The organism is Pseudomonas asuensis, assembly GCF_014646755.1.
GTDB classification, from domain to species: Bacteria; Pseudomonadota; Gammaproteobacteria; order Pseudomonadales; family Pseudomonadaceae; genus Chryseomonas; species Chryseomonas asuensis.
On sequence record NZ_BMNW01000002.1, the window covers coordinates 17,294 to 34,772 of the forward strand.

15 protein-coding genes are annotated in these 17,479 nt (G+C 54.2%); 8 read left to right on the top strand and 7 right to left on the bottom strand.

What is annotated here, in order from left to right:
- Positions 1-3: 3 nt before the first annotated feature.
- Genes fdxH through fdhE form a run of 3 tightly spaced genes read left to right on the top strand, consistent with a single transcriptional unit; the run spans position 4 to position 2,566 of the window.
- Entirely contained in the window at positions 4-924 is a 921-nt protein-coding gene (gene fdxH / locus IEX86_RS04010; protein WP_150347315.1) for a formate dehydrogenase subunit beta, read from the top strand.
- Positions 921-1,631 carry a formate dehydrogenase subunit gamma gene (locus IEX86_RS04015; protein WP_188864807.1) on the top strand — a complete coding sequence of 237 codons (711 nt, stop codon included), beginning with the start codon at positions 921-923 and terminating at the stop codon, positions 1,629-1,631. The genes fdxH and IEX86_RS04015 overlap by 4 nt, the downstream gene beginning before the upstream one ends.
- Before the next feature lie 44 nt (positions 1,632-1,675).
- The gene (gene fdhE / locus IEX86_RS04020; protein ID WP_188865316.1) at positions 1,676-2,566 is read left to right on the top strand and encodes a formate dehydrogenase accessory protein FdhE; all 891 of its coding nucleotides are present in this window, start codon (positions 1,676-1,678) and stop codon (positions 2,564-2,566) included.
- Between the two features lie 52 nt (positions 2,567-2,618).
- On the opposite strand, the gene guaD is transcribed toward fdhE, so the two are convergent.
- From guaD to IEX86_RS04050, 6 genes are all read right to left on the bottom strand, one after another.
- Complete coding sequence (guaD, locus tag IEX86_RS04025; RefSeq protein ID WP_188864808.1) at positions 2,619-3,917, bottom strand: guanine deaminase; 1,299 nt, start codon at positions 3,915-3,917, stop codon at positions 2,619-2,621.
- A gap of 111 nt (positions 3,918-4,028) precedes the next feature.
- Positions 4,029-4,862 (bottom strand): xanthine dehydrogenase accessory protein XdhC, encoded by an 834-nt coding sequence (xdhC, locus tag IEX86_RS04030; RefSeq protein ID WP_188864809.1) that lies wholly within the window; start codon positions 4,860-4,862, stop codon positions 4,029-4,031.
- Positions 4,859-7,264: a xanthine dehydrogenase molybdopterin binding subunit gene (gene xdhB, locus IEX86_RS04035; protein WP_188864810.1), complete on the bottom strand. Its 2,406-nt coding sequence runs from the start codon at positions 7,262-7,264 to the stop codon at positions 4,859-4,861. The genes xdhC and xdhB overlap by 4 nt, the downstream gene beginning before the upstream one ends.
- On the bottom strand, positions 7,257-8,705 hold the full coding sequence (gene xdhA / locus IEX86_RS04040; protein WP_188864811.1) for a xanthine dehydrogenase small subunit: 1,449 nt from the start codon (positions 8,703-8,705) through the stop codon (positions 7,257-7,259). The genes xdhB and xdhA overlap by 8 nt, the downstream gene beginning before the upstream one ends.
- 246 nt (positions 8,706-8,951) lie before the next feature.
- Positions 8,952-9,185: a DUF1272 domain-containing protein gene (locus tag IEX86_RS04045; protein ID WP_188864812.1), complete on the bottom strand. Its 234-nt coding sequence runs from the start codon at positions 9,183-9,185 to the stop codon at positions 8,952-8,954.
- Entirely contained in the window at positions 9,178-10,197 is a 1,020-nt protein-coding gene (locus IEX86_RS04050) for a GlxA family transcriptional regulator (RefSeq protein ID WP_188864813.1), read from the bottom strand. The genes IEX86_RS04045 and IEX86_RS04050 overlap by 8 nt, the downstream gene beginning before the upstream one ends.
- A gap of 152 nt (positions 10,198-10,349) precedes the next feature.
- Here IEX86_RS04050 and scpB point away from each other — a divergent pair, with 152 nt between their 5' ends.
- Positions 10,350-11,111, top strand: a complete 762-nt coding sequence (scpB, locus tag IEX86_RS04055; protein WP_188864814.1) for an SMC-Scp complex subunit ScpB — start codon at positions 10,350-10,352, stop codon at positions 11,109-11,111.
- Positions 11,112-11,180: 69 nt separating this feature from the next.
- On the opposite strand, the gene gap is transcribed toward scpB, so the two are convergent.
- A complete protein-coding gene (gene gap, locus IEX86_RS04060; protein WP_188864815.1) occupies positions 11,181-12,185 on the bottom strand; it encodes a type I glyceraldehyde-3-phosphate dehydrogenase in 1,005 nt (334 codons plus the stop codon).
- Positions 12,186-12,320: 135 nt separating this feature from the next.
- On the opposite strand from gap, the gene edd reads away from it, so the two are divergent.
- From edd to IEX86_RS04080, 4 genes are all read left to right on the top strand, one after another.
- Positions 12,321-14,147: a phosphogluconate dehydratase gene (edd, locus tag IEX86_RS04065; protein ID WP_188864816.1), complete on the top strand. Its 1,827-nt coding sequence runs from the start codon at positions 12,321-12,323 to the stop codon at positions 14,145-14,147.
- Positions 14,144-15,112: a glucokinase gene (locus tag IEX86_RS04070; protein WP_010798450.1), complete on the top strand. Its 969-nt coding sequence runs from the start codon at positions 14,144-14,146 to the stop codon at positions 15,110-15,112. Before edd ends, IEX86_RS04070 begins: the two co-directional genes overlap by 4 nt.
- Positions 15,113-15,198: 86 nt before the next feature.
- Positions 15,199-15,936 (top strand): response regulator, encoded by a 738-nt coding sequence (locus IEX86_RS04075; RefSeq protein ID WP_188864817.1) that lies wholly within the window; start codon positions 15,199-15,201, stop codon positions 15,934-15,936.
- Positions 15,937-15,952: 16 nt separating this feature from the next.
- Positions 15,953-17,368, top strand: coding sequence for an ATP-binding protein (locus IEX86_RS04080; RefSeq protein WP_188865317.1), 1,416 nt, complete (start codon positions 15,953-15,955; stop codon positions 17,366-17,368).
- Positions 17,369-17,479 lie beyond the last annotated feature (111 nt).

Consider the following 17,479-nt stretch of genomic DNA (forward strand, 5'->3'; position numbering starts at 1 on the left):
ATCATGAGAGGCGATCAAGTCAACTTTCAAAACATCGTCGCCCGGTCCGCGACCACCGAAGCCTCGCCGCACACACGTGATGGCGGGGTAGAGAAGGTCGCTAAGCTGATCGACGTTTCTCGTTGCATTGGGTGTAAAGCTTGCCAGGTAGCATGTTCTGAGTGGAATGATCTTCGTGATGAAGTAGGGCACTGTGATGGGAGCTATACAAACCCTGCGGATTTGAGTGCCGAGACATTCCAGTTGATGCGTTTCAATGAATATGTAAACGAGCAAGGCAATCTGGAATGGTTGATCCGCAAGGACAACTGTATGCATTGTGCGGAGCCGGGCTGTATGAAGGCATGCCCGGCTCCAGGGGCTATCGTGCAATATGCTAATGGCATCGTGGACTTTAACTCTGAGCATTGTATTGGTTGCGGCTATTGTATTTCCGGATGCCCGTTCAATATTCCACGCATCTCCAAGAAGGATCAAAAGGCCTACAAATGCACGCTATGTTCAGACCGTGTTTATCATGGTCTGGAGCCCGCCTGCGTGAAGACCTGCCCGACGGGTGCGATCATGTTTGGTACCAAGGAAGACATGACCGAGCATGCGCTGACGCGGGTAGGACAGCTCAACGATCGCGGCTATGCCAATGCAGGTCTTTACGATCCGCCTGGCGTGGGTGGTACACATGTGATGTATGTTCTCCAGCATGCCGACAAGCCGGAGCTCTACAGCAATTTGCCTCGCGACCCGCAGATCAGCCCGATGGTTGGCCTGTGGAAAGGGATTACCAAGCCCATCATGTCCGCCATGATTGGTCTGACAGCCCTGGCTGGATTTGCTCACTACGTCATGAAGGGGCCCAAAGAAGAGCCAGAAGATACGCCGGATGAGGAGATCCGTCATGAGGCCCTAGAGGAGGATCGCAAATGACCCCTTCGAGCAACGAAAAAGGCATTCTGCGGTACAGCACGTTCAGCCGTTTGAACCATTGGGTCATCGCGATTACATTCGTATGCCTAGTGCTCAGTGGGCTGGCGTTCTTTCATCCCTTCTTTTTTGACCTGACCGCCTTATTTGGCGGTCCGACAGTAACGCGCATGGTTCATCCCTTCATTGGGGTGATCATGGCACTCTGTTTTGTGGTCATGGCTATACGCTTTTTCAAGGTCAACTTGTTCAAGCGTCATGACGTTGAATGGATGAAGCACATTGGTGATGTACTTAGTAACCGGGACGAGCTGGCGCCACCCATTGGCATTAACAATCCTGGCCAGAAACTGGTGTACTGGTTGATGGTTATGAGTGTGCCGCTGCTGCTGATTTCAGGCATAGTCATCTGGCGCCCTTATTTCGCAGAGTACTTCCCTCGTGAATGGCTGCGACTCTCCAGTCTGGTACACGCCTATGTCGCCTTTATCGCGATTATTACTCTGATCATCCATGTTTACTCGGCGATCTGGGTAAAAGGCTCTTTCCGGGCGATGACTCAGGGGCGCGTAAGCCGAGCCTGGGCCAAGCACCATCACCGTCTCTGGTACGACGATATTGTCGAACAAGAGCGTAAGGAAAAGGAAAGAACCGGCTCGCGCTCGGGTGCGGTCAATGAGCATCATATGCCAACGAAGGGGACGCCGTGACAGCCACTGCCACTCACCAATATGGGACCTCGCCTACGGGGATCATGGATCCGGCGCCCGTTGTACTGCCTAAAAAGCAGGTATTTGCCATGCGGGCACGACGGCTCAAGGACCTTTCTAAGAAAGTCGAGCCGCTGAGCGGTTTCCTGGCATTCATGTCTCAGCTGGTCAAGGCGCAGGACATTGTTCTGAACGAGCATAACGCTAGCTGGCTGCCAGATTCGAGCGCTTTCGATCTGGCCCTCGAGCATGGCATGCCGCCGCTTGGAATCAATGCTTTGCGTCGTGACATTGACTGGCAGGCTGAGCTGAACGCATTGCTTGATACGCTTGAGCTCCACGTAGCCGATAAGCAGCGTGAGCTTTTAACTGCACTGCGTCAGCTGGACCATGAGACAAGGGAAGCACTGGCGGACGATATTCTGGATGGCCGTCCAGGCCCTGTAGAGCATCGTGCGTTGCTGCCTTTTATCTCTGCGGCATTGCAGATCGCCTGGGTTCGTCTCACGCAGTGTCTATCTTCACCGCCCAGACGGCCGGCCGGTAATGCACGAACGATTTGTCCATGCTGCGGGTCGGCTCCTGTCGCCAGTATCATTCATGCTGATCGAGACCGTAGTGGCGTACGCTATCTGCACTGTGGTCTGTGTTCGACTGAGTGGCATCTGGAACGTAGCAAGTGCAGCGTGTGCGGAGAAGGCCGTACGGTGAAATACCTGAGTCTCGAGGATGAGCAGGGTAAGGCACCTGTAGCCGCTCAGGCGGAAACGTGTAGCGATTGCAACAGCTATCTCAAGATTGTGACAAAAGAGTTCAATCTGGGCGCTGAACCAATGGCTGACGATTTAGCCAGTCTCATGCTGGATATGAAGCTTGCAGAAGAGGGCAAGTTTGATCGAAGTGGATTCAATCCGCTATTGATCGTGGGAGATTAAAACCTCCTGCTGTAAAAAGGCCGGCTCTTAGCCGGCCTTTTTTATGGTGTCTTTAGCGCTGGTGCACTTTTACACCCATGGCATAGGTTTCTTTTACGGCCCGATCATCGCCCAGCATCATCAAGGCAAACAACTTTTCTTCCAGCGACTTAGCCTGCTTTAAGCGGTAGCTCAACAGAGGCGTCGCATGGTAGTCGAGTACCACAAAGTCCGCGTCGTTACCTTGGGCAAAGCTACCAATCCGGTCTTCCAGGCGTAACGCTCGAGCACCGCCCAGTGTTGCCAAGTAGAATGCCTTGAACGGATGCAGCTTCTCACCTTGCAACTGCATGACCTTGTAAGCCTCGCTGGCGGTTTGCAGCATTGAAAAGCTTGTCCCGCCTCCAACATCTGTGCCCAGGCCTACATTTACTTTGTGCTCTTCCAATTGCGGTAGCTTAAAGAGGCCGCTACCCAGGAACAGGTTTGAAGTAGGGCAGAACGCTACGGCTGATCCGGCCTCACTCAGGCGGGCGCATTCGTCATCGCAGAGATGCACACCATGTGCAAACACGGAGCGCTTACCAAGCAGCTGGTAATGGTCATACACATCCAGATAGCCGCTGCGCTCGGGAAACAGCGACTTCACCCACTCGATCTCCTTGAGGTTCTCCGAGAGGTGCGTGTGCATGTAGACGTCCGGGTATTCTTCAAGCAGTTTGCCAGCAAGCGTAAGCTGCTCCGGCGTGCTGGTTGGCGCAAAGCGTGGGGTAACGGCATAGTGCAAGCGGCCTTTGCCATGCCAGCGCTCGATCAGCTCCTTACTCTCGCTATAGCCAGACTCCGGCGTGTCCACCAGGAAATCCGGTGCGTTTCGGTCCATCAGGACCTTACCGGCGATCATCCGCAGATTGAGCTTCTCGGCAGCCTCAAAGAAGGCATCTACGGATTGTTTGTGCACGGTGCCAAACACCAGTGCAGTCGTTGTCCCGTTGCGTAGCAGTTCTTTCAGGAAAATATCAGCGACTTCGGCTGCCTTGGCTGTATCGGCAAAGGCACCTTCGGCCGGGAACGTGTAATTGTTCAACCAGTCCAGTAGCTGCTCACCGTACGATGCAATGATTCCCGTCTGCGGATAATGAATATGGGTGTCAATAAAGCCTGGTGTAATCAGGGTGTCCGGGTATTCGATAACCTCAGTTCCTTCAGGCAGTACGGGCAGCAATGTGGCAGCATGTCCCATCCCTTCGATGCGACCATCAGTTACTACCAGCAGTCCGTCTTCAACGAACTCACAGGCAGCCTCAATGCCGACATCATTCGGGTCGGCGACGCAATGGAGCAGGGCGGCACGGTAGGCTTGAGTAGTCATATCCCTTCTTAATCATCCAGTGGGTTAACAGTAGACAGGCCAAGCGCACAACAAACCGCGCACGATCAACCACTGCGACCAAGGTTGAAAACTCAAACCCGCGCGACATTATTAGAAATGGTTATGTGTCGGCTGAACGAGACGCAGTGGAGAGGCTTCTTCAAGCGTAGCCTGTGCGCTGTACGTTGCGATGACTTCTCCCGCTACAGAGATCGCAATTTCAGCAGGAAGTTTACCTTTAATCTGAGGGATTCCCAGAGGGCAACGTACTTGAGCAATCTGTTCAGCCGTAAAACCCTTGGCCGCAAGGCGATGCTGAAACTTTGCCCACTTGGTTTTTGAGCCTATTAGCCCGTAGTAACCAAAATCGCCTCGGGCCAGGATGCGCTCGGTCAGTTCAAGGTCCAATGGATGATTATGGGTCATGACAATAAAGTAAGTACCGCTTGGCATGGTGTCCACCTCATCTAGAGGATCGTCTGTAACAACTTTGGTGACACCTGCCGGAAGGGTGTCTGGAAATTCTTCTGTGCGCGAGTCAATCCAGCGTATCTCGCACGGCAGGCTTGCCAGTAACGGCACCAGTGCTCGCGCTACATGGCCGGCACCAAACAGGGCGACGGGTACGTTGTGCTGGCCCATGGGCTCAAACAGCAATACCGTTGCACCCCCGCAGCACTGGCCTAGGCTTGCGCCAAGAGAAAATCGCTCAATGCGAGGTTGACGGGTTCCCTCCTTAAGCATCTGCCGTGCAATTGCAATAGCCTTGTATTCCAAGTGACCACCGCCAATCGTCAGGCGCAGGCTCTCAGCGGTAACTATCATTTTGGTACCGGCATTGCGCGGTGTTGAACCTTTTTCTTCAACAATAGTGACCAGTACGCATGGGATGCCTTGGGATTCGAAGGTGGCTAACTCGGCTAGCCAGCCTGTTACGTTCTTCATGCGTTTACCTGCTCAGTAGCGGCGTCTGCTCTTGCGCAAGCCTGGGTCTGCTTTAGACGCTTCATCTGTTCTACACCCCAGAGTACCCGTTCGGGTGTAGCAGGAGCATCAATATCAGGATGAAACCGGTAATCCGCTACGCTGGCAACAGCATCTTTTAATGCACACCAGACGGCAATCCCCAGCATAAAGGGCGGCTCGCCTACCGCTTTGGAATGGAAGACGGTGGCTTCCGGGTTCTTTCGGTTTTCTACCAGTTTGACGCGGAAATCAGACGGTATATCAGTGATGGCGGGAATCTTGTAGGTAGAGGGCCCATGGGTCAGGAGCTTGCCCTGATTATTCCAGACGAGTTCCTCCGTAGTCAGCCAACCCATACCTTGAACGAAGCCGCCTTCTACCTGACCGATATCAATGGCTGGGTTCAGCGAGGCGCCTACATCGTGCAGGATATCCGTACGCAACACTCGGTATTCGCCTGTCAGCGTATCGATGATCACTTCTGAGCAGGCGGCACCAAACGCGAAATAGTAGAACGGCCTTCCACGCGCCTGTTCGCGATCGTAGAAAATCTTGGGTGTTCGATAATAACCTGTGCTGGAAAGAGAGACTTGGCCAATATAGGCCATGCGGATCAATTCCTCGAAGGGCAACAGATGCTCGCGTACACGTACATAACCATTGCTGAAGTCAACGTCTTCTTCACTAACGTCAAAATGGCGGGTTGCAAAATCAATAAGCCGTTGCCGAAGGGTAAGCGCTGCGTTTTGGGCTGCCTTGCCGTTCAGGTCAGCTCCGCTTGAGGCGGCAGTAGGCGACGTATTGGGCACCTTGTCTGTGTTGGTCGCTGTAATCTGGATGCGCTCGACCTCCACCTGGAAGACTTCAGCGACAATCTGGGCAACCTTGGTGTTGAGCCCTTGGCCCATCTCGGTGCCACCATGGTTCAGATGAATACTGCCATCGGTATAGATGTTGATTAGTGCGCCGCCTTGATTCAAGAATGAGGAGGTAAAGGAAATACCAAACTTGACTGGCGTAAGCGCCAATCCTTTCTTCAGCACAGGACTGGCTCGATTAAAGGCAGTAATTTCAGCACGGCGCCTGACATAGTCACTGCTTTGGGTGAGTTCGGCGGTCATCTCATGGAGCAGGTTATCTTCCACCGTCTGGTGATAGTGGGTGACATTGCGCTCGGCCTTGCCGTAATAGTTCAGAGTACGAATTGCCAGCGGGTCCTTACCCAGGTAGCGGGCAATATGGTCCATGACGTTTTCGATGGCGAGCATTCCCTGTGGGCCACCAAAGCCTCTGTAGGCGGTATTCGATGCCAAATGCGTCTTGCAACGATGTCCCTTGATCAACGCATTGCCTAGAAAGTAGGCGTTATCAGCGTGAAACATAGCCCGGTCAATAATGGCATTGGACAGATCAGGTGAATAGCCGCAATTTCCTGCCAGGTCCATATCCAGACCGAGCAACTGGCCTCTGTCATCGAACCCTACGTCGTAGCGAATATAGAAGGGGTGCCGCTTGCCGGTCATGAGCATATCCTCGGTACGAGGAAGGCGCATTTTCGTCGGTCGGCCTGTTAAATGCGCAATGACTGCACATAACGCTGCAGGCATACCTGCCTGACTTTCCTTGCCGCCAAATCCGCCCCCCATGCGGCGCATGTCCACGGTGACTTTATTCATCGATACGCCCAACACTTCGGCAACCTGCTTTTGCACTTCGGTAGGATTCTGCGTCGAGGAATACACCAGCATGCCACCGTCTTCGGTCGGCATGACTGAGGCAACCTGGGTCTCCAGGTAAAAATGCTCCTGCCCCCCAATACGTAGCTCCCCTTGGAGGCGGTGTGGGGCAGCATTCAATGCAGCAGCGGCGTCACCGATTACATGCTGATGGCTGGGCGAGATGAAATGTTCATGGGCTAATGCTTCTTCTACGTCAAGGATAGGCTGGAGTTCTTCATATTCGATAATGGCAGCTTCAGCGCCACGCCGCGCCGTATCGAGATCACACGCGGCCACTGCAATCACAGGTTGACCTAGATACTGAACAACGTCATCCGCAAGCAGCGGATCACCCGGAAGTACCGCGCCGATATCCAGCTGACCGGGCACATCCTTGGCCGTGATAGCCAATATCACGCCTGGAATCGCATAGCAGGGCGTTAAATCAATACGGATCAGCTTGGCGTGGGCCCGCTCTGACATGCGTGCATAGACATGGAGCTGATTGGGAAACTCGAGACGGTCGTCCACATAAAGTGCCTCACCGCTGACATGCTTATCGGCACTTTCATGCTTGAGCGACGTTCCTACCCCAGTATGCAGGCCGGCTGCGAAGAATTCGGCCATCTCGGCTTGAGTGCGTGCAGGACGATGATTAGACATAGGCAGCCACCCGTGTATCAATTGCAGGTGAGGTTGTCTCCAGAAAGCATCTTCTTAATAGATTTCGAGCTGTTAGCAGGCGATATTCACGGCTGGCGCGAAAATCAGTCAGCGGCGCGAAATCCTGCGCCAAGGCTTCAACTGCTTGTTCAAGCGTAGCTTGGTTCCACGTCTTATGGCGTAAGGCCTGTTCACAGGCCAAAGCGCGTTTGGGAATTGCTGCCATACCGCCGTAAGCAATTTTGACCTCGGTAATGCGCTCTTCCTGAACATGAAGGTTAAACGCAGCACACACCGCAGAAATATCATCGTCCAAACGCTTTGATACTTTGTAGGCTTTAAATAACTGGCCTGGTTGTGCCCGAGGCACGATGATCTTTTCAATGAATTCGGATGGCTGACGCGCAGTGACTCGGTAATCCAGAAAATAGTCTTCTAGAGCAATTTGGCGCGTTGTATTACCTTTACGGAGCTGCACGTGGGCACCTAACGCCAGAAGCAGGGGCGGCATGTCCCCAATCGGCGAGGCATTACCGATATTGCCTCCAAATGTTCCCTGATTACGAATCTGCAAGGAGGCGAAGCGGTGAAGCAGGCCGCCAAAGTCTGGGTATTCGGCCGCAAGTATCGGAGCGCAATCCGAGATTGGCGTCGCGGCGCCAATTTCCAACTGGGCATTGACAATCGCAATACCCTTCAATTCGCTAACATGGCCAAGATAAATCATTACCGGCAGGACTCGATGCGCCTGGGTTACCTCCAGCGCCAAATCAGTACCGCCAGCCAGCAAGCGTGCCTCGGGATGAGATAAATAAAGATCAGCCAACTCTGCAACGGTGATTGGGTTGAAGCTCTTACGACCATCATGACTCAGTTCGGCGGTCACCTCGGGCTTGATAGCTCTGAGCCTCGCTAGCGTTTCCGCTTCTCTCTCATCGAACTGATCGACTGTCCTGTTGGTGCAAGCCTTTTCAGCGGCGTCCAGGATCGGGCGATATCCTGTGCACCGACACAGATTGCCTGCCAGTGCTTCCTGGGTTTTGGCAAGACAGGGTTCAATCGTGTTTTTTTGCAAGGCGAACAGCGACATAACAAATCCCGGCGTGCAGTATCCACACTGAGAGCCATGACAATCAACCATGGCCTGCTGGACCGGGTGTAGCGCTTGCTGTTTGAGGTCTTCAACTGTAATGAGTTGCTTGCCGTTGAGGGTTGCCATAAAGGTCAGGCAGGCGTTGACTGTATGGTAACGCAGGGCATCACCATTGGGGCCCGTGTATGGCTCTGCAATTACAACCGTACAGGCGCCACAATCGCCTGAGGCACAGCCTTCTTTTGTTCCGGTCCGGCGTAGATGCTCACGCAGATAATTGAGCACTGTAAGGTTAGGATCGAGCCGCTCTTCAACGCGCAACTCACGATTCAGTAGGAATCTGATCATGCGGCTTCTCCAAAGCACCGTGCTTGAGCGGATAATTGATAAAAGCTGACTAAAGGGTCAACTATTGAAGTCGCATCTGGCGTTTGCCTGTCGCGTTTAGAACAGCCAGCAGATGACGCAGGTACTCAGGAGGATGACCACGCTAGACGCTGTGTGCTCAATGAACAGTACGATGAGTATAGTCAGCCCCTCACGAAATCTTTCGATTATCGGAGGGCGCGCAGTAGAGAGTTGTTGACCGTGCCGCTATAGGCAGGGTTTATATTTTCTGATTAAGCTGCCAGGAAAGTGTGCAAGCTTTTGTGTAGGCCGAGTCGGCCTCTTGACCAGTTCGCCTTCACAATTAGGGCAGCGGCCATGCAGGGTATCTTCAGCGCACACTTGGCAGAACGTGCACTCGAAAGAACAAATGAACGCTTCGGTTGTATCGGCCGGAAGGTCTCGATCACAGCATTCACAGTTAGGGCGTAACTCAAGCATGTTGAAGTCCTCTTGTGGGTTCACCGAACCGGGCGCTGTGGGCTTGTGGGCTAACTGACAAGTGTTTTTGAAACGTTCGGCGAAGGTTTTCTGGATGACCAAACCCGCAAAGCCGAGCAACAGTACTGATTGAAGCTTGTGCGTCGTGCAGAAGTGCTCTGGCAACCTCCAGGCGAACCTGTTCTATATAACGGCCAGGGGTTACGCCCAGCTCCCTGAGAAACGCACGCGACAAGGTGCGAGGGGTCATGTTGATTCGCTCTGCCAGACGCTCTATCGAGAGGTCTTCACTCAGGTGTCCTGGTATCCAGTCCAATAATGCAGCCAGGCGAGGGGTCCGGCTGGGCTCCGGTGAAAGGCAAGTGCTGAACTGCGCCTGACCACCGGGGCGGCGTAAAAACATGACCAGACGACGCGCTACGCTTAATGCCATGGGGCGACCCAGATCTGCCTCGACCAAGGCTAGCGCCAGGTCAATACCCGCTGTAACACCTGCTGATGTAAAGATATCGGCATAACCATTCTGTCCAGTAGGGTCATAGGTGTGCAGACGGTCACCCTCGACTTCTATGAACGCATGGCGCTGTAAAGCGTCCAGATCAGCCCAATGCGTTGTTGCACGCCGACCATTGAGCAGGCCTGCCTCAGCCAGAACCAGTGCGCCGGAGCATACGGAGCCCAAACGGCGCAGGAGAGGCTGGCCTTTCCGCAACCAATCCAGCAGCTCGATATGACCACATTGCGCCTCGACACCAGCACCGCCAGGAATCAGCAGGGTATCAAGCTGTTCGACAGGCGTATCTCGCCAGGACTGGTCCGCCACGATCTGAATGCCCGATGAGGTCATGACCGGGCCAGGACGATCTGCCAACAAGCACACGCTGTAAGCGGGCATGAGCCCCTGACGTTGGCGCTCGACGTTCGCTGAGGCAAAGACTTGAAGTGGGCCAGTGATATCTAGGCTCATCACATCAGGGTAGAGAAGGCTTGCAATTACACGGACGGTGTTCATGGCAGACACTCAGGATAACTCCATCAAGTGTGCTGGGCGTGACCTATGTCTGCAATGACAATAAGCCCACAGATAAGGACACCTTAGCGAAGTCATCGGAATTTCGTCACGATGGCTTCTGCTCCGGCAGTAACCTCTTTAAGATGCGCGCCATGAATGTTTCCGACCCTAAAGAACTGGCCCCTCTGCTCGAAGCAATCCTACTGGCTGCTGGTAAGCCGCTGACATTAGAGCGCCTCGCCGAGCTTTTTGATGAGTATGAGCGTCCTGAGCCAAAACAGCTTCGTGACGGGCTCGCCGTGTTGGCCGGCTCATGCAAGAAAAGAGGCTTTGAACTCAAGGAGGTTGCCAGCGGCTACCGTCTACAGGTCAAGGAGCGTTACGCGGCCTGGGTTGGCCGTCTCTGGGACGAACGCCCGCCACGCTATTCCAGAGCGCTCTTGGAAACATTGGCCCTCATTGCCTATCGACAACCGATCACCCGTGGTGAAATTGAGGACGTACGTGGGGTTGCCGTCAATAGTCAGATCGTCAAAACATTGCTTGAGCGCGAATGGATTCGGGTGGTCGGCTATCGAGAGGTCCCTGGCCGACCGGCCATGTTTGCCACTACCAGGATGTTTCTGGACTATTTCAATCTGAAAAGCCTGAACGAATTGCCGACGCTGGCAGCTATCCGGGAGCTGGAATTTGAGCCGGAACCGGTTTTGGACGATCAGGAGCCGATAGAAGACGAAGCCTCAGCAATGCCGCCAGAGCCTGCCGAATTGTCCATTAAGCCTGCTGAAGAAACCAGTTTCCGCACATTGCTGGCCGAACTGGATGTCATGGAAACCGGGCTCAAGATCGACTTTGATGATCTGCGCCTGGAAGAGGCCATCGATCCGGTAGGAGAAGATCGGGAAGAGCAATGAGGTAATAACCGCTATACTGAAAGTCGGCCGGAAATAATCCGGCCGACTCGTATGGATCAGGCTTTATGGTTACGCAGGAGCGTTTACCAGCGCCTGACAGGTATCGAGCATACGGTTGGAGAATCCCCACTCGTTGTCGTACCACGCCATAACCTTCACCAGATTGCCGGTGACCTTGGTGTGGTTGGCATCGAAGATTGAGGACAGCGGGTTATGGTTGAAGTCGATCGACACCAATGGACGGTCGTTATAACCCAACACAGGCGAAGATTCGCTGGCCGCTTTCATGAAGGCATTGATCGTCTCGGCGTCGGCCGTCTTGGAAACCTGAATGGTCAAGTCGACCAACGACACGTTAATGGTCGGCACACGTACGGCCATGCCGCTAAACTTACCTACCAATTCTGGCAAAACCAAACCTACGGCTTCAGCCGCACCGGTTTTGGTTGGAATCATGGACTGAGTTGCCGAGCGAGCACGGAAGGGGTCGGAGTGATAAACATCCGACAGGTTCTGATCATTGGTATAGGCATGGATCGTGGTCATCAGGCCATGCTCAATACCCAGCTCACGGTTCAGGACCTGGGCGACCGGAGCCAAACAGTTGGTTGTGCAGGATGCGTTGGAAATAACCTGATGCGACTGACGCAGAATGCCATCATTCACACCATACACGATGGTGGCATCAACATCTTTGCCGGGTGCGGAGATAATAACCTTAGACGCGCCGGCATCCAGGTGAGCGGCTGCTTTACTACGTGTAGTAAACAGACCGGTGCACTCGAACACTACGTCAACATTCAGGTCTTTCCAGGGAAGCTCCGCCGGATTACGGATGGCGGACACAGCGATGCGATCGCCGTTAACGGTCAAGCTATTCTCACTGACGGAAATCTCGGCGTTAAAGCGGTCATGCACGCTGTCGAATTCCAGGAGATGGGCATTAATGGACGCGTCACCCAAGTCATTGATGGCGACAACCTGCATATGCTGACGATAATTCCCGGAGTAAAGCGCACGAAGAACATTACGGCCGATACGCCCGAAACCATTGATAGCAATACGAATGCTCATATTTGAAACCTCGTTCTGGCAGGATTTGTTGTAAAAACAATTACACTATCGCGTATTTTGAGAGGAATAATAGCCACTCAGATCAAATTTGTTTTAAAAACAACAAATTTTTCGCCTGCCTGGAGAATCGGAACCATGCATCCTCGCGTCCTTGAAGTTACACAGCGTCTCATTGAGCGTAGCCGTCCTACGCGTACGCGCTACCTTGAAATGATCCGGGCAGCTGCGAGCGAAGGCCCTCAGCGTGCCAAGCTACAATGCGCCAACTTTGCCCACGGCGTAGCCGGATGCGGTCCTTCGGACAAGCAACGCCTGCGTCTTATGGATGAGGTTAACGTTGCTATCGTTTCGTCTTACAACGACATGTTATCTGCGCACCAGCCTTACGAACATTTCCCTCAGATCATCAAGGATGCCCTGCGTGAAATAGGCTCCGTTGGTCAGTTCGCCGGTGGGGTGCCAGCTATGTGTGATGGCGTAACCCAGGGCGAAGCGGGTATGGAGCTCAGCTTGCTGAGCCGTGAGGTCATCGCCATGTCGACGGCTGTGGCACTGTCCCACAATATGTTCGACGCCGCACTGTGCCTGGGCATCTGCGACAAGATCGTTCCTGGCCTGATGATTGGCTCTCTACGTTTTGGTCATCTGCCCTTCGTTTTCGTGCCGGGTGGGCCAATGCCTTCAGGCATTTCCAACAAGGAAAAGGCCCGGGTACGCCAGCTGTTCGCCGAGGGTAAAGCAACCCGTGAGGAGTTGCTTGAGTCGGAAATGAAGTCCTATCACAGCCCGGGCACCTGCACATTCTACGGTACAGCCAACACCAATCAGGTTGTCATGGAGGTGATGGGCCTGCATCTGCCAGGCTCGTCCTTTGTGAATCCTTATACGCCTTTGCGTGATGAGCTGACCCGTGAGGCGGCTCGTCAGGTTACGCGTATCACCCAGCAGAACGGTAATTTCATCCCGCTGGGGGAAATCGTTGACGAAAAAGCCATCATCAACTCGGTTGTCGCGTTGCATGCTACCGGCGGCTCTACAAACCATACGCTGCATATCCCAGCCATTGCTCAAGCTGCAGGTATCGAACTGACTTGGCAGGACATGGCCGACCTCTCGGCTGTGGTTCCCACCTTGGCGCAGGTTTACCCCAACGGCAAGGCGGACGTGAACCATTTTCATGCCGCTGGTGGCACCAATTTCCTGATTCGCACGCTTTTGGATGCCGGTTTACTGCATGAAGATGTGAACACCGTCATGGGTCATGGATTACGTCGTTACTTGCAGGAGCCATTCTTGGAGAATGGCACATTGACATGGCGTGAAGGTCCTGCGACGAGCCTGGATGAAGAAATCCTACGTCCGGTTGAGCGCCCGTTCCGCCCTGAAGGTGGTTTGCGTGTGATGGATGGCAACCTGGGCCGTGGGGTCATGAAGGTGTCTGCCGTAGCGCCTGATCACCAGATCGTAGAGGCACCTGCTAGAGTATTTGCTGATCAAGCCGAGCTTGCCAATGCATTCAAGGCGGGTGAGCTGGACCGCGATTTTGTAGCGGTGGTCCGTTTTCAAGGACCCAAGGCCCTTGGTATGCCGGAGCTACATAAGCTGACGCCTTACCTGGGCGTGTTGCAGGATCGAGGTTTTAAGGTCGCTCTGGTGACTGATGGACGTATGTCTGGCGCATCCGGCAAGGTGCCAGCGGCTATCCATGTATGCCCTGAGGCAATCGATGGCGGTCCGTTGTCGAAAGTGCGTGACGGTGATCTGGTGCGTGTTAACGGACAAACCGGAGAGCTGATCGTGGTGGTTGATCCTGCTGAGTGGAATGCTCGGGAGCAGGTGGCGCCCCCGCAAGGCATGGGGATTGGAACGGGACGTGAACTCTTTGCGTTCATGCGGCAAGCAATGAGCACCGCCGAAAAGGGTGCGAGTGCATTTACATCCAGCCTGGAGGCGCTGAAATGAATTTGGCTTTGGTAGGGGATATCGGGGGCACGAATGCCCGTTTCGCATTGTGGCGTGACCAGCAGCTTGATGCGATCGAGGTAATGGCGTGTGCCGATTTCGAGCGTCCCGAGGATGCTGTGCGTGAATACCTCAAGCGTACCGGTGTCGCTCTTGACGATATCCACTCCGTATGCCTCGCCTGTGCGGGGCCGGTAGGCGAGGGTGACTTCCGTTTTACCAACAATCACTGGGTTATCAGCCGTGAGCGTTTCTGCGCTGAGCTTGGTCTGACTCACCTGCTTCTGATCAATGACTTCAGCTCAATGGCCTGGGCTGTAGCCAAGCTGGACAAAGCGCATTGCGTTCAGGTCCGTGAGGGCGCGGCGCATGCCAATCGGGCGCGTCTGATCATCGGGCCGGGTACTGGCCTGGGTGTGGCCGGTCTGCTACCAATCGGTGATGACCGCTGGATGGTGCTGTCCAGTGAAGGCGGTCACGTTGACCTGCCAATTGGCACGCCACGTGAATTCGAGATCTGGAAAATCCTCAAGCGCCAGTTTGGTAACCACGTATCGGCGGAGCGCATCATTTCCGGTAACGGCTTGGTAAACCTGTACAAGGCCAGCTGTGAATTGGACGGTCGCGAAGAAAAATGCGTAACCGCTGCCGAGATTTGTGAAATGGCATTGTCCGGTGATGCCTATGCTGACGAGGTGCTTGAGCAGTTCTTCGTATGGCTGGGTCGTGTGGCGGGTAACGCTGCACTGACATTGGGCGCACTGGGTGGTGTTTATATTGCCGGTGGAATCCTGCCGCGATTCGTCGAGCGCTTCCAGAACGGTGCCTTTGCCAAGGCGTTTGCTGACAAGGGCAAGACGAGCAGTGCCTACCTGCAGGACATCCCTGCCTGGTTGGTAACAGCGGAATACCCAGGCTTGTTCGGTGCAGGCGTTGCCCTGCAACAGAGTCTTAACGGTCAGTAATACCTCGCTTCACCTCTTGGCGTTCCCCCCGGTGTCGTGCATGCTTCGACACCGGGGCAATAATAAAAAAGACAAGGGACAATGCTATGACACAGATGGGTAAATCCATCCTGTTGGTCGATGACGATCAGGACATTCGTGAGCTTCTTGAGGCTTATTTAAGCCGTGCCGGATTTAACGTTCGGGCTGTCGCAGATGGTCATGAGTTTCGTGCCGCGCTTAAAGCCGAACCGGCAGATCTTCTGATATTGGATGTCATGCTACCTGGCGAGGACGGCTTCAGTCTTTGTCGTTGGGTCAGAGCCCTGAGCGGCTCTATCTCTGAAGTTCCTATCATCATGCTAACGGCGAGCTCTGATGAGGCGGACCGTGTTATTGGCCTTGAGCTGGGCGCCGACGACTATATTGGCAAGCCCTTCAGTCCGCGCGAACTGCAGGCCCGAATCAAGGCGCTCCTCCGGCGGGCCGGCTTTGGTGATGCGAGGTCGGGGCATACGCTGGCATTTGATGAGTGGCGATTGGATACCGTCACCCATAGGCTGTTCCATCAGGATGGAGAGGAAGTCATTCTTTCCGGTGCCGACTTTACGCTGCTCAAGCTCTTTTTGGATCATCCCCAACAGATACTCGACCGCGACACGATAGCCAATGCGACACGTGGACGCGAAGTGATGCCTCTGGACCGTATCGTGGATATGGCCGTGAGTCGGCTGCGTCAAAGATTGCGTGATACCGGAAAATCGCCTCGGCTGATTCGCACGGTACGTGGTAGCGGTTATCTTCTGGCAGCGCAGGTGCACGGCCAGACTACCGATGTTTTTTAAAGCCCTGCGGCGGCTGATGCCGCACTCCCTATTGGGAAGAATGCTGTTACTTACGCTTCTGGCCGTTTTGTTGGCGCAAGGCGTCTCTAGCCTCTTTTGGATATCACACCTGCGTGCCAGCCGGATGGAGGGCTTGCTTAATGCCTCGCGGAGTCTGGGCTACTCTATTGCTGCCAGTGTGCGTTATTTTAGTCTGCTGCCTCCTGCGTATCGCCCGGTAGTGTTGGAGCAATTACGCAATATGGGCGGTACTCGTTTTTTCGTCTCGCTGAATGAAAAGCCCCTGATCATGGAGCCGCTGCCTGACTCGCCTGGCAAGCAAGCGGTATTACAGGCCGTCGAGTCGGTCCTACGAGAGCGCCTCGGTAATGGGATGCCGATGTATGTGGAGTTTGTCAGCCCTAAGCATTTACGTTTATTCAATGGCAGTCTGTCTCTAGACGAGCTGCCACGTTCCTGGGCGCACTATGTCCTGAGTTTTGAACCGCTGGATCCGCCTATCTTGGTCACTCAAATACGGATAGGGCCGGAGGAGTGGGTCTATATCGGCACATTGATGCCAGCTCCTTATCTAACGCTCGACGAACCCCTTCTGCCACTACAACAGGCTTGGTTTATCCTGTTCAGCAGTGCCTTTCTATTGCTGTTCATAGGCTTGCTTATCCATTGGCAAAGCAGACCGCTCAAGCGCCTGTCGCGAGAGGCACGAGAACTCTCGTTAGACGCTCAGGTTCAGCCTCTGCCCGAAGCTGGGGCCAGTGAAATCCAGGAGGTTACACGCGCATTCAATACCATGCGTGAGCGCATCAGCCGATATCTGGCTGAGCGGGGCCAGCTGTTCAGTGCCATCTCTCATGATCTGCGTACTCCTATCACCCGGCTTAGACTTCGTGTCGAGTTGCTGGAGGATGAAGCTTTGCAGGCGCGCTTTAGCCGAGACCTCGACGAGCTGGACCTTTTGGTCAAGGGGGCTTTGCAATGCGTTAAGGATACCGATATCCACGAAAACATAGAGTCGGTCGACCTGAATGTGTTGCTGGCGAATATCGTCGAGCCCTACCAGGCAGCAGAACCGCCCCGCGTAACATTACAAGGCGAAGCCAACAGCCTTTACCCGGGCAAACCACTGGCTTTAAAGAGATGCATCGGCAATGTGCTCGATAACGCCCTGAAATATGGTAATCGAGCGCACTTGACCGTCGAGGACGATGGCAAGCGCTTCGTACTGCATGTCGATGATGAGGGGCCAGGCGTTCCGGAAAAGGACCTGGAGCAGGTTTTTGAACCCCATGTCCGTCTGACAGGACAGCAACAGGGGTATGGCCTGGGTCTTGGGATCGCACGCAATCTGGCCCATGCGCATGGTGGGGAGGTAGTCTTGCGTAACCGCCGGGAAGGCGGTTTGCGCGTCACGCTGACGTTGCCACGCTGAGCGAGCTGCGCGAAGAACATACCAAGTTGTGATCGGTGTCTATAAAAGCCGCTTAATGTAACGGTGCTGTGACATTAATGATTCTCTTCGTTACCCACGCCATCAAAGGGA

What these genes read in the sequence shown, in the direction of transcription:
- fdxH (WP_150347315.1), top strand. Translation starts at nt 4, where the DNA reads ATGAGAGGCGATCAAGTCAACTTTCAAAACATCGTCGCCCGGTCCGCG.
- IEX86_RS04015 (WP_188864807.1), top strand. Translation starts at nt 921, where the DNA reads ATGACCCCTTCGAGCAACGAAAAAGGCATTCTGCGGTACAGCACGTTC.
- fdhE (WP_188865316.1), top strand. Translation starts at nt 1,676, where the DNA reads ATGGATCCGGCGCCCGTTGTACTGCCTAAAAAGCAGGTATTTGCCATG.
- guaD (WP_188864808.1), bottom strand. Translation starts at nt 3,917, where the DNA reads ATGACTACTCAAGCCTACCGTGCCGCCCTGCTCCATTGCGTCGCCGAC.
- xdhC (WP_188864809.1), bottom strand. Translation starts at nt 4,862, where the DNA reads ATGAAGAACGTAACAGGCTGGCTAGCCGAGTTAGCCACCTTCGAATCC.
- xdhB (WP_188864810.1), bottom strand. Translation starts at nt 7,264, where the DNA reads ATGTCTAATCATCGTCCTGCACGCACTCAAGCCGAGATGGCCGAATTC.
- xdhA (WP_188864811.1), bottom strand. Translation starts at nt 8,705, where the DNA reads ATGATCAGATTCCTACTGAATCGTGAGTTGCGCGTTGAAGAGCGGCTC.
- IEX86_RS04045 (WP_188864812.1), bottom strand. Translation starts at nt 9,185, where the DNA reads ATGCTTGAGTTACGCCCTAACTGTGAATGCTGTGATCGAGACCTTCCG.
- IEX86_RS04050 (WP_188864813.1), bottom strand. Translation starts at nt 10,197, where the DNA reads ATGAACACCGTCCGTGTAATTGCAAGCCTTCTCTACCCTGATGTGATG.
- scpB (WP_188864814.1), top strand. Translation starts at nt 10,350, where the DNA reads ATGAATGTTTCCGACCCTAAAGAACTGGCCCCTCTGCTCGAAGCAATC.
- gap (WP_188864815.1), bottom strand. Translation starts at nt 12,185, where the DNA reads ATGAGCATTCGTATTGCTATCAATGGTTTCGGGCGTATCGGCCGTAAT.
- edd (WP_188864816.1), top strand. Translation starts at nt 12,321, where the DNA reads ATGCATCCTCGCGTCCTTGAAGTTACACAGCGTCTCATTGAGCGTAGC.
- IEX86_RS04070 (WP_010798450.1), top strand. Translation starts at nt 14,144, where the DNA reads ATGAATTTGGCTTTGGTAGGGGATATCGGGGGCACGAATGCCCGTTTC.
- IEX86_RS04075 (WP_188864817.1), top strand. Translation starts at nt 15,199, where the DNA reads ATGACACAGATGGGTAAATCCATCCTGTTGGTCGATGACGATCAGGAC.
- IEX86_RS04080 (WP_188865317.1), top strand. Translation starts at nt 15,953, where the DNA reads ATGCCGCACTCCCTATTGGGAAGAATGCTGTTACTTACGCTTCTGGCC.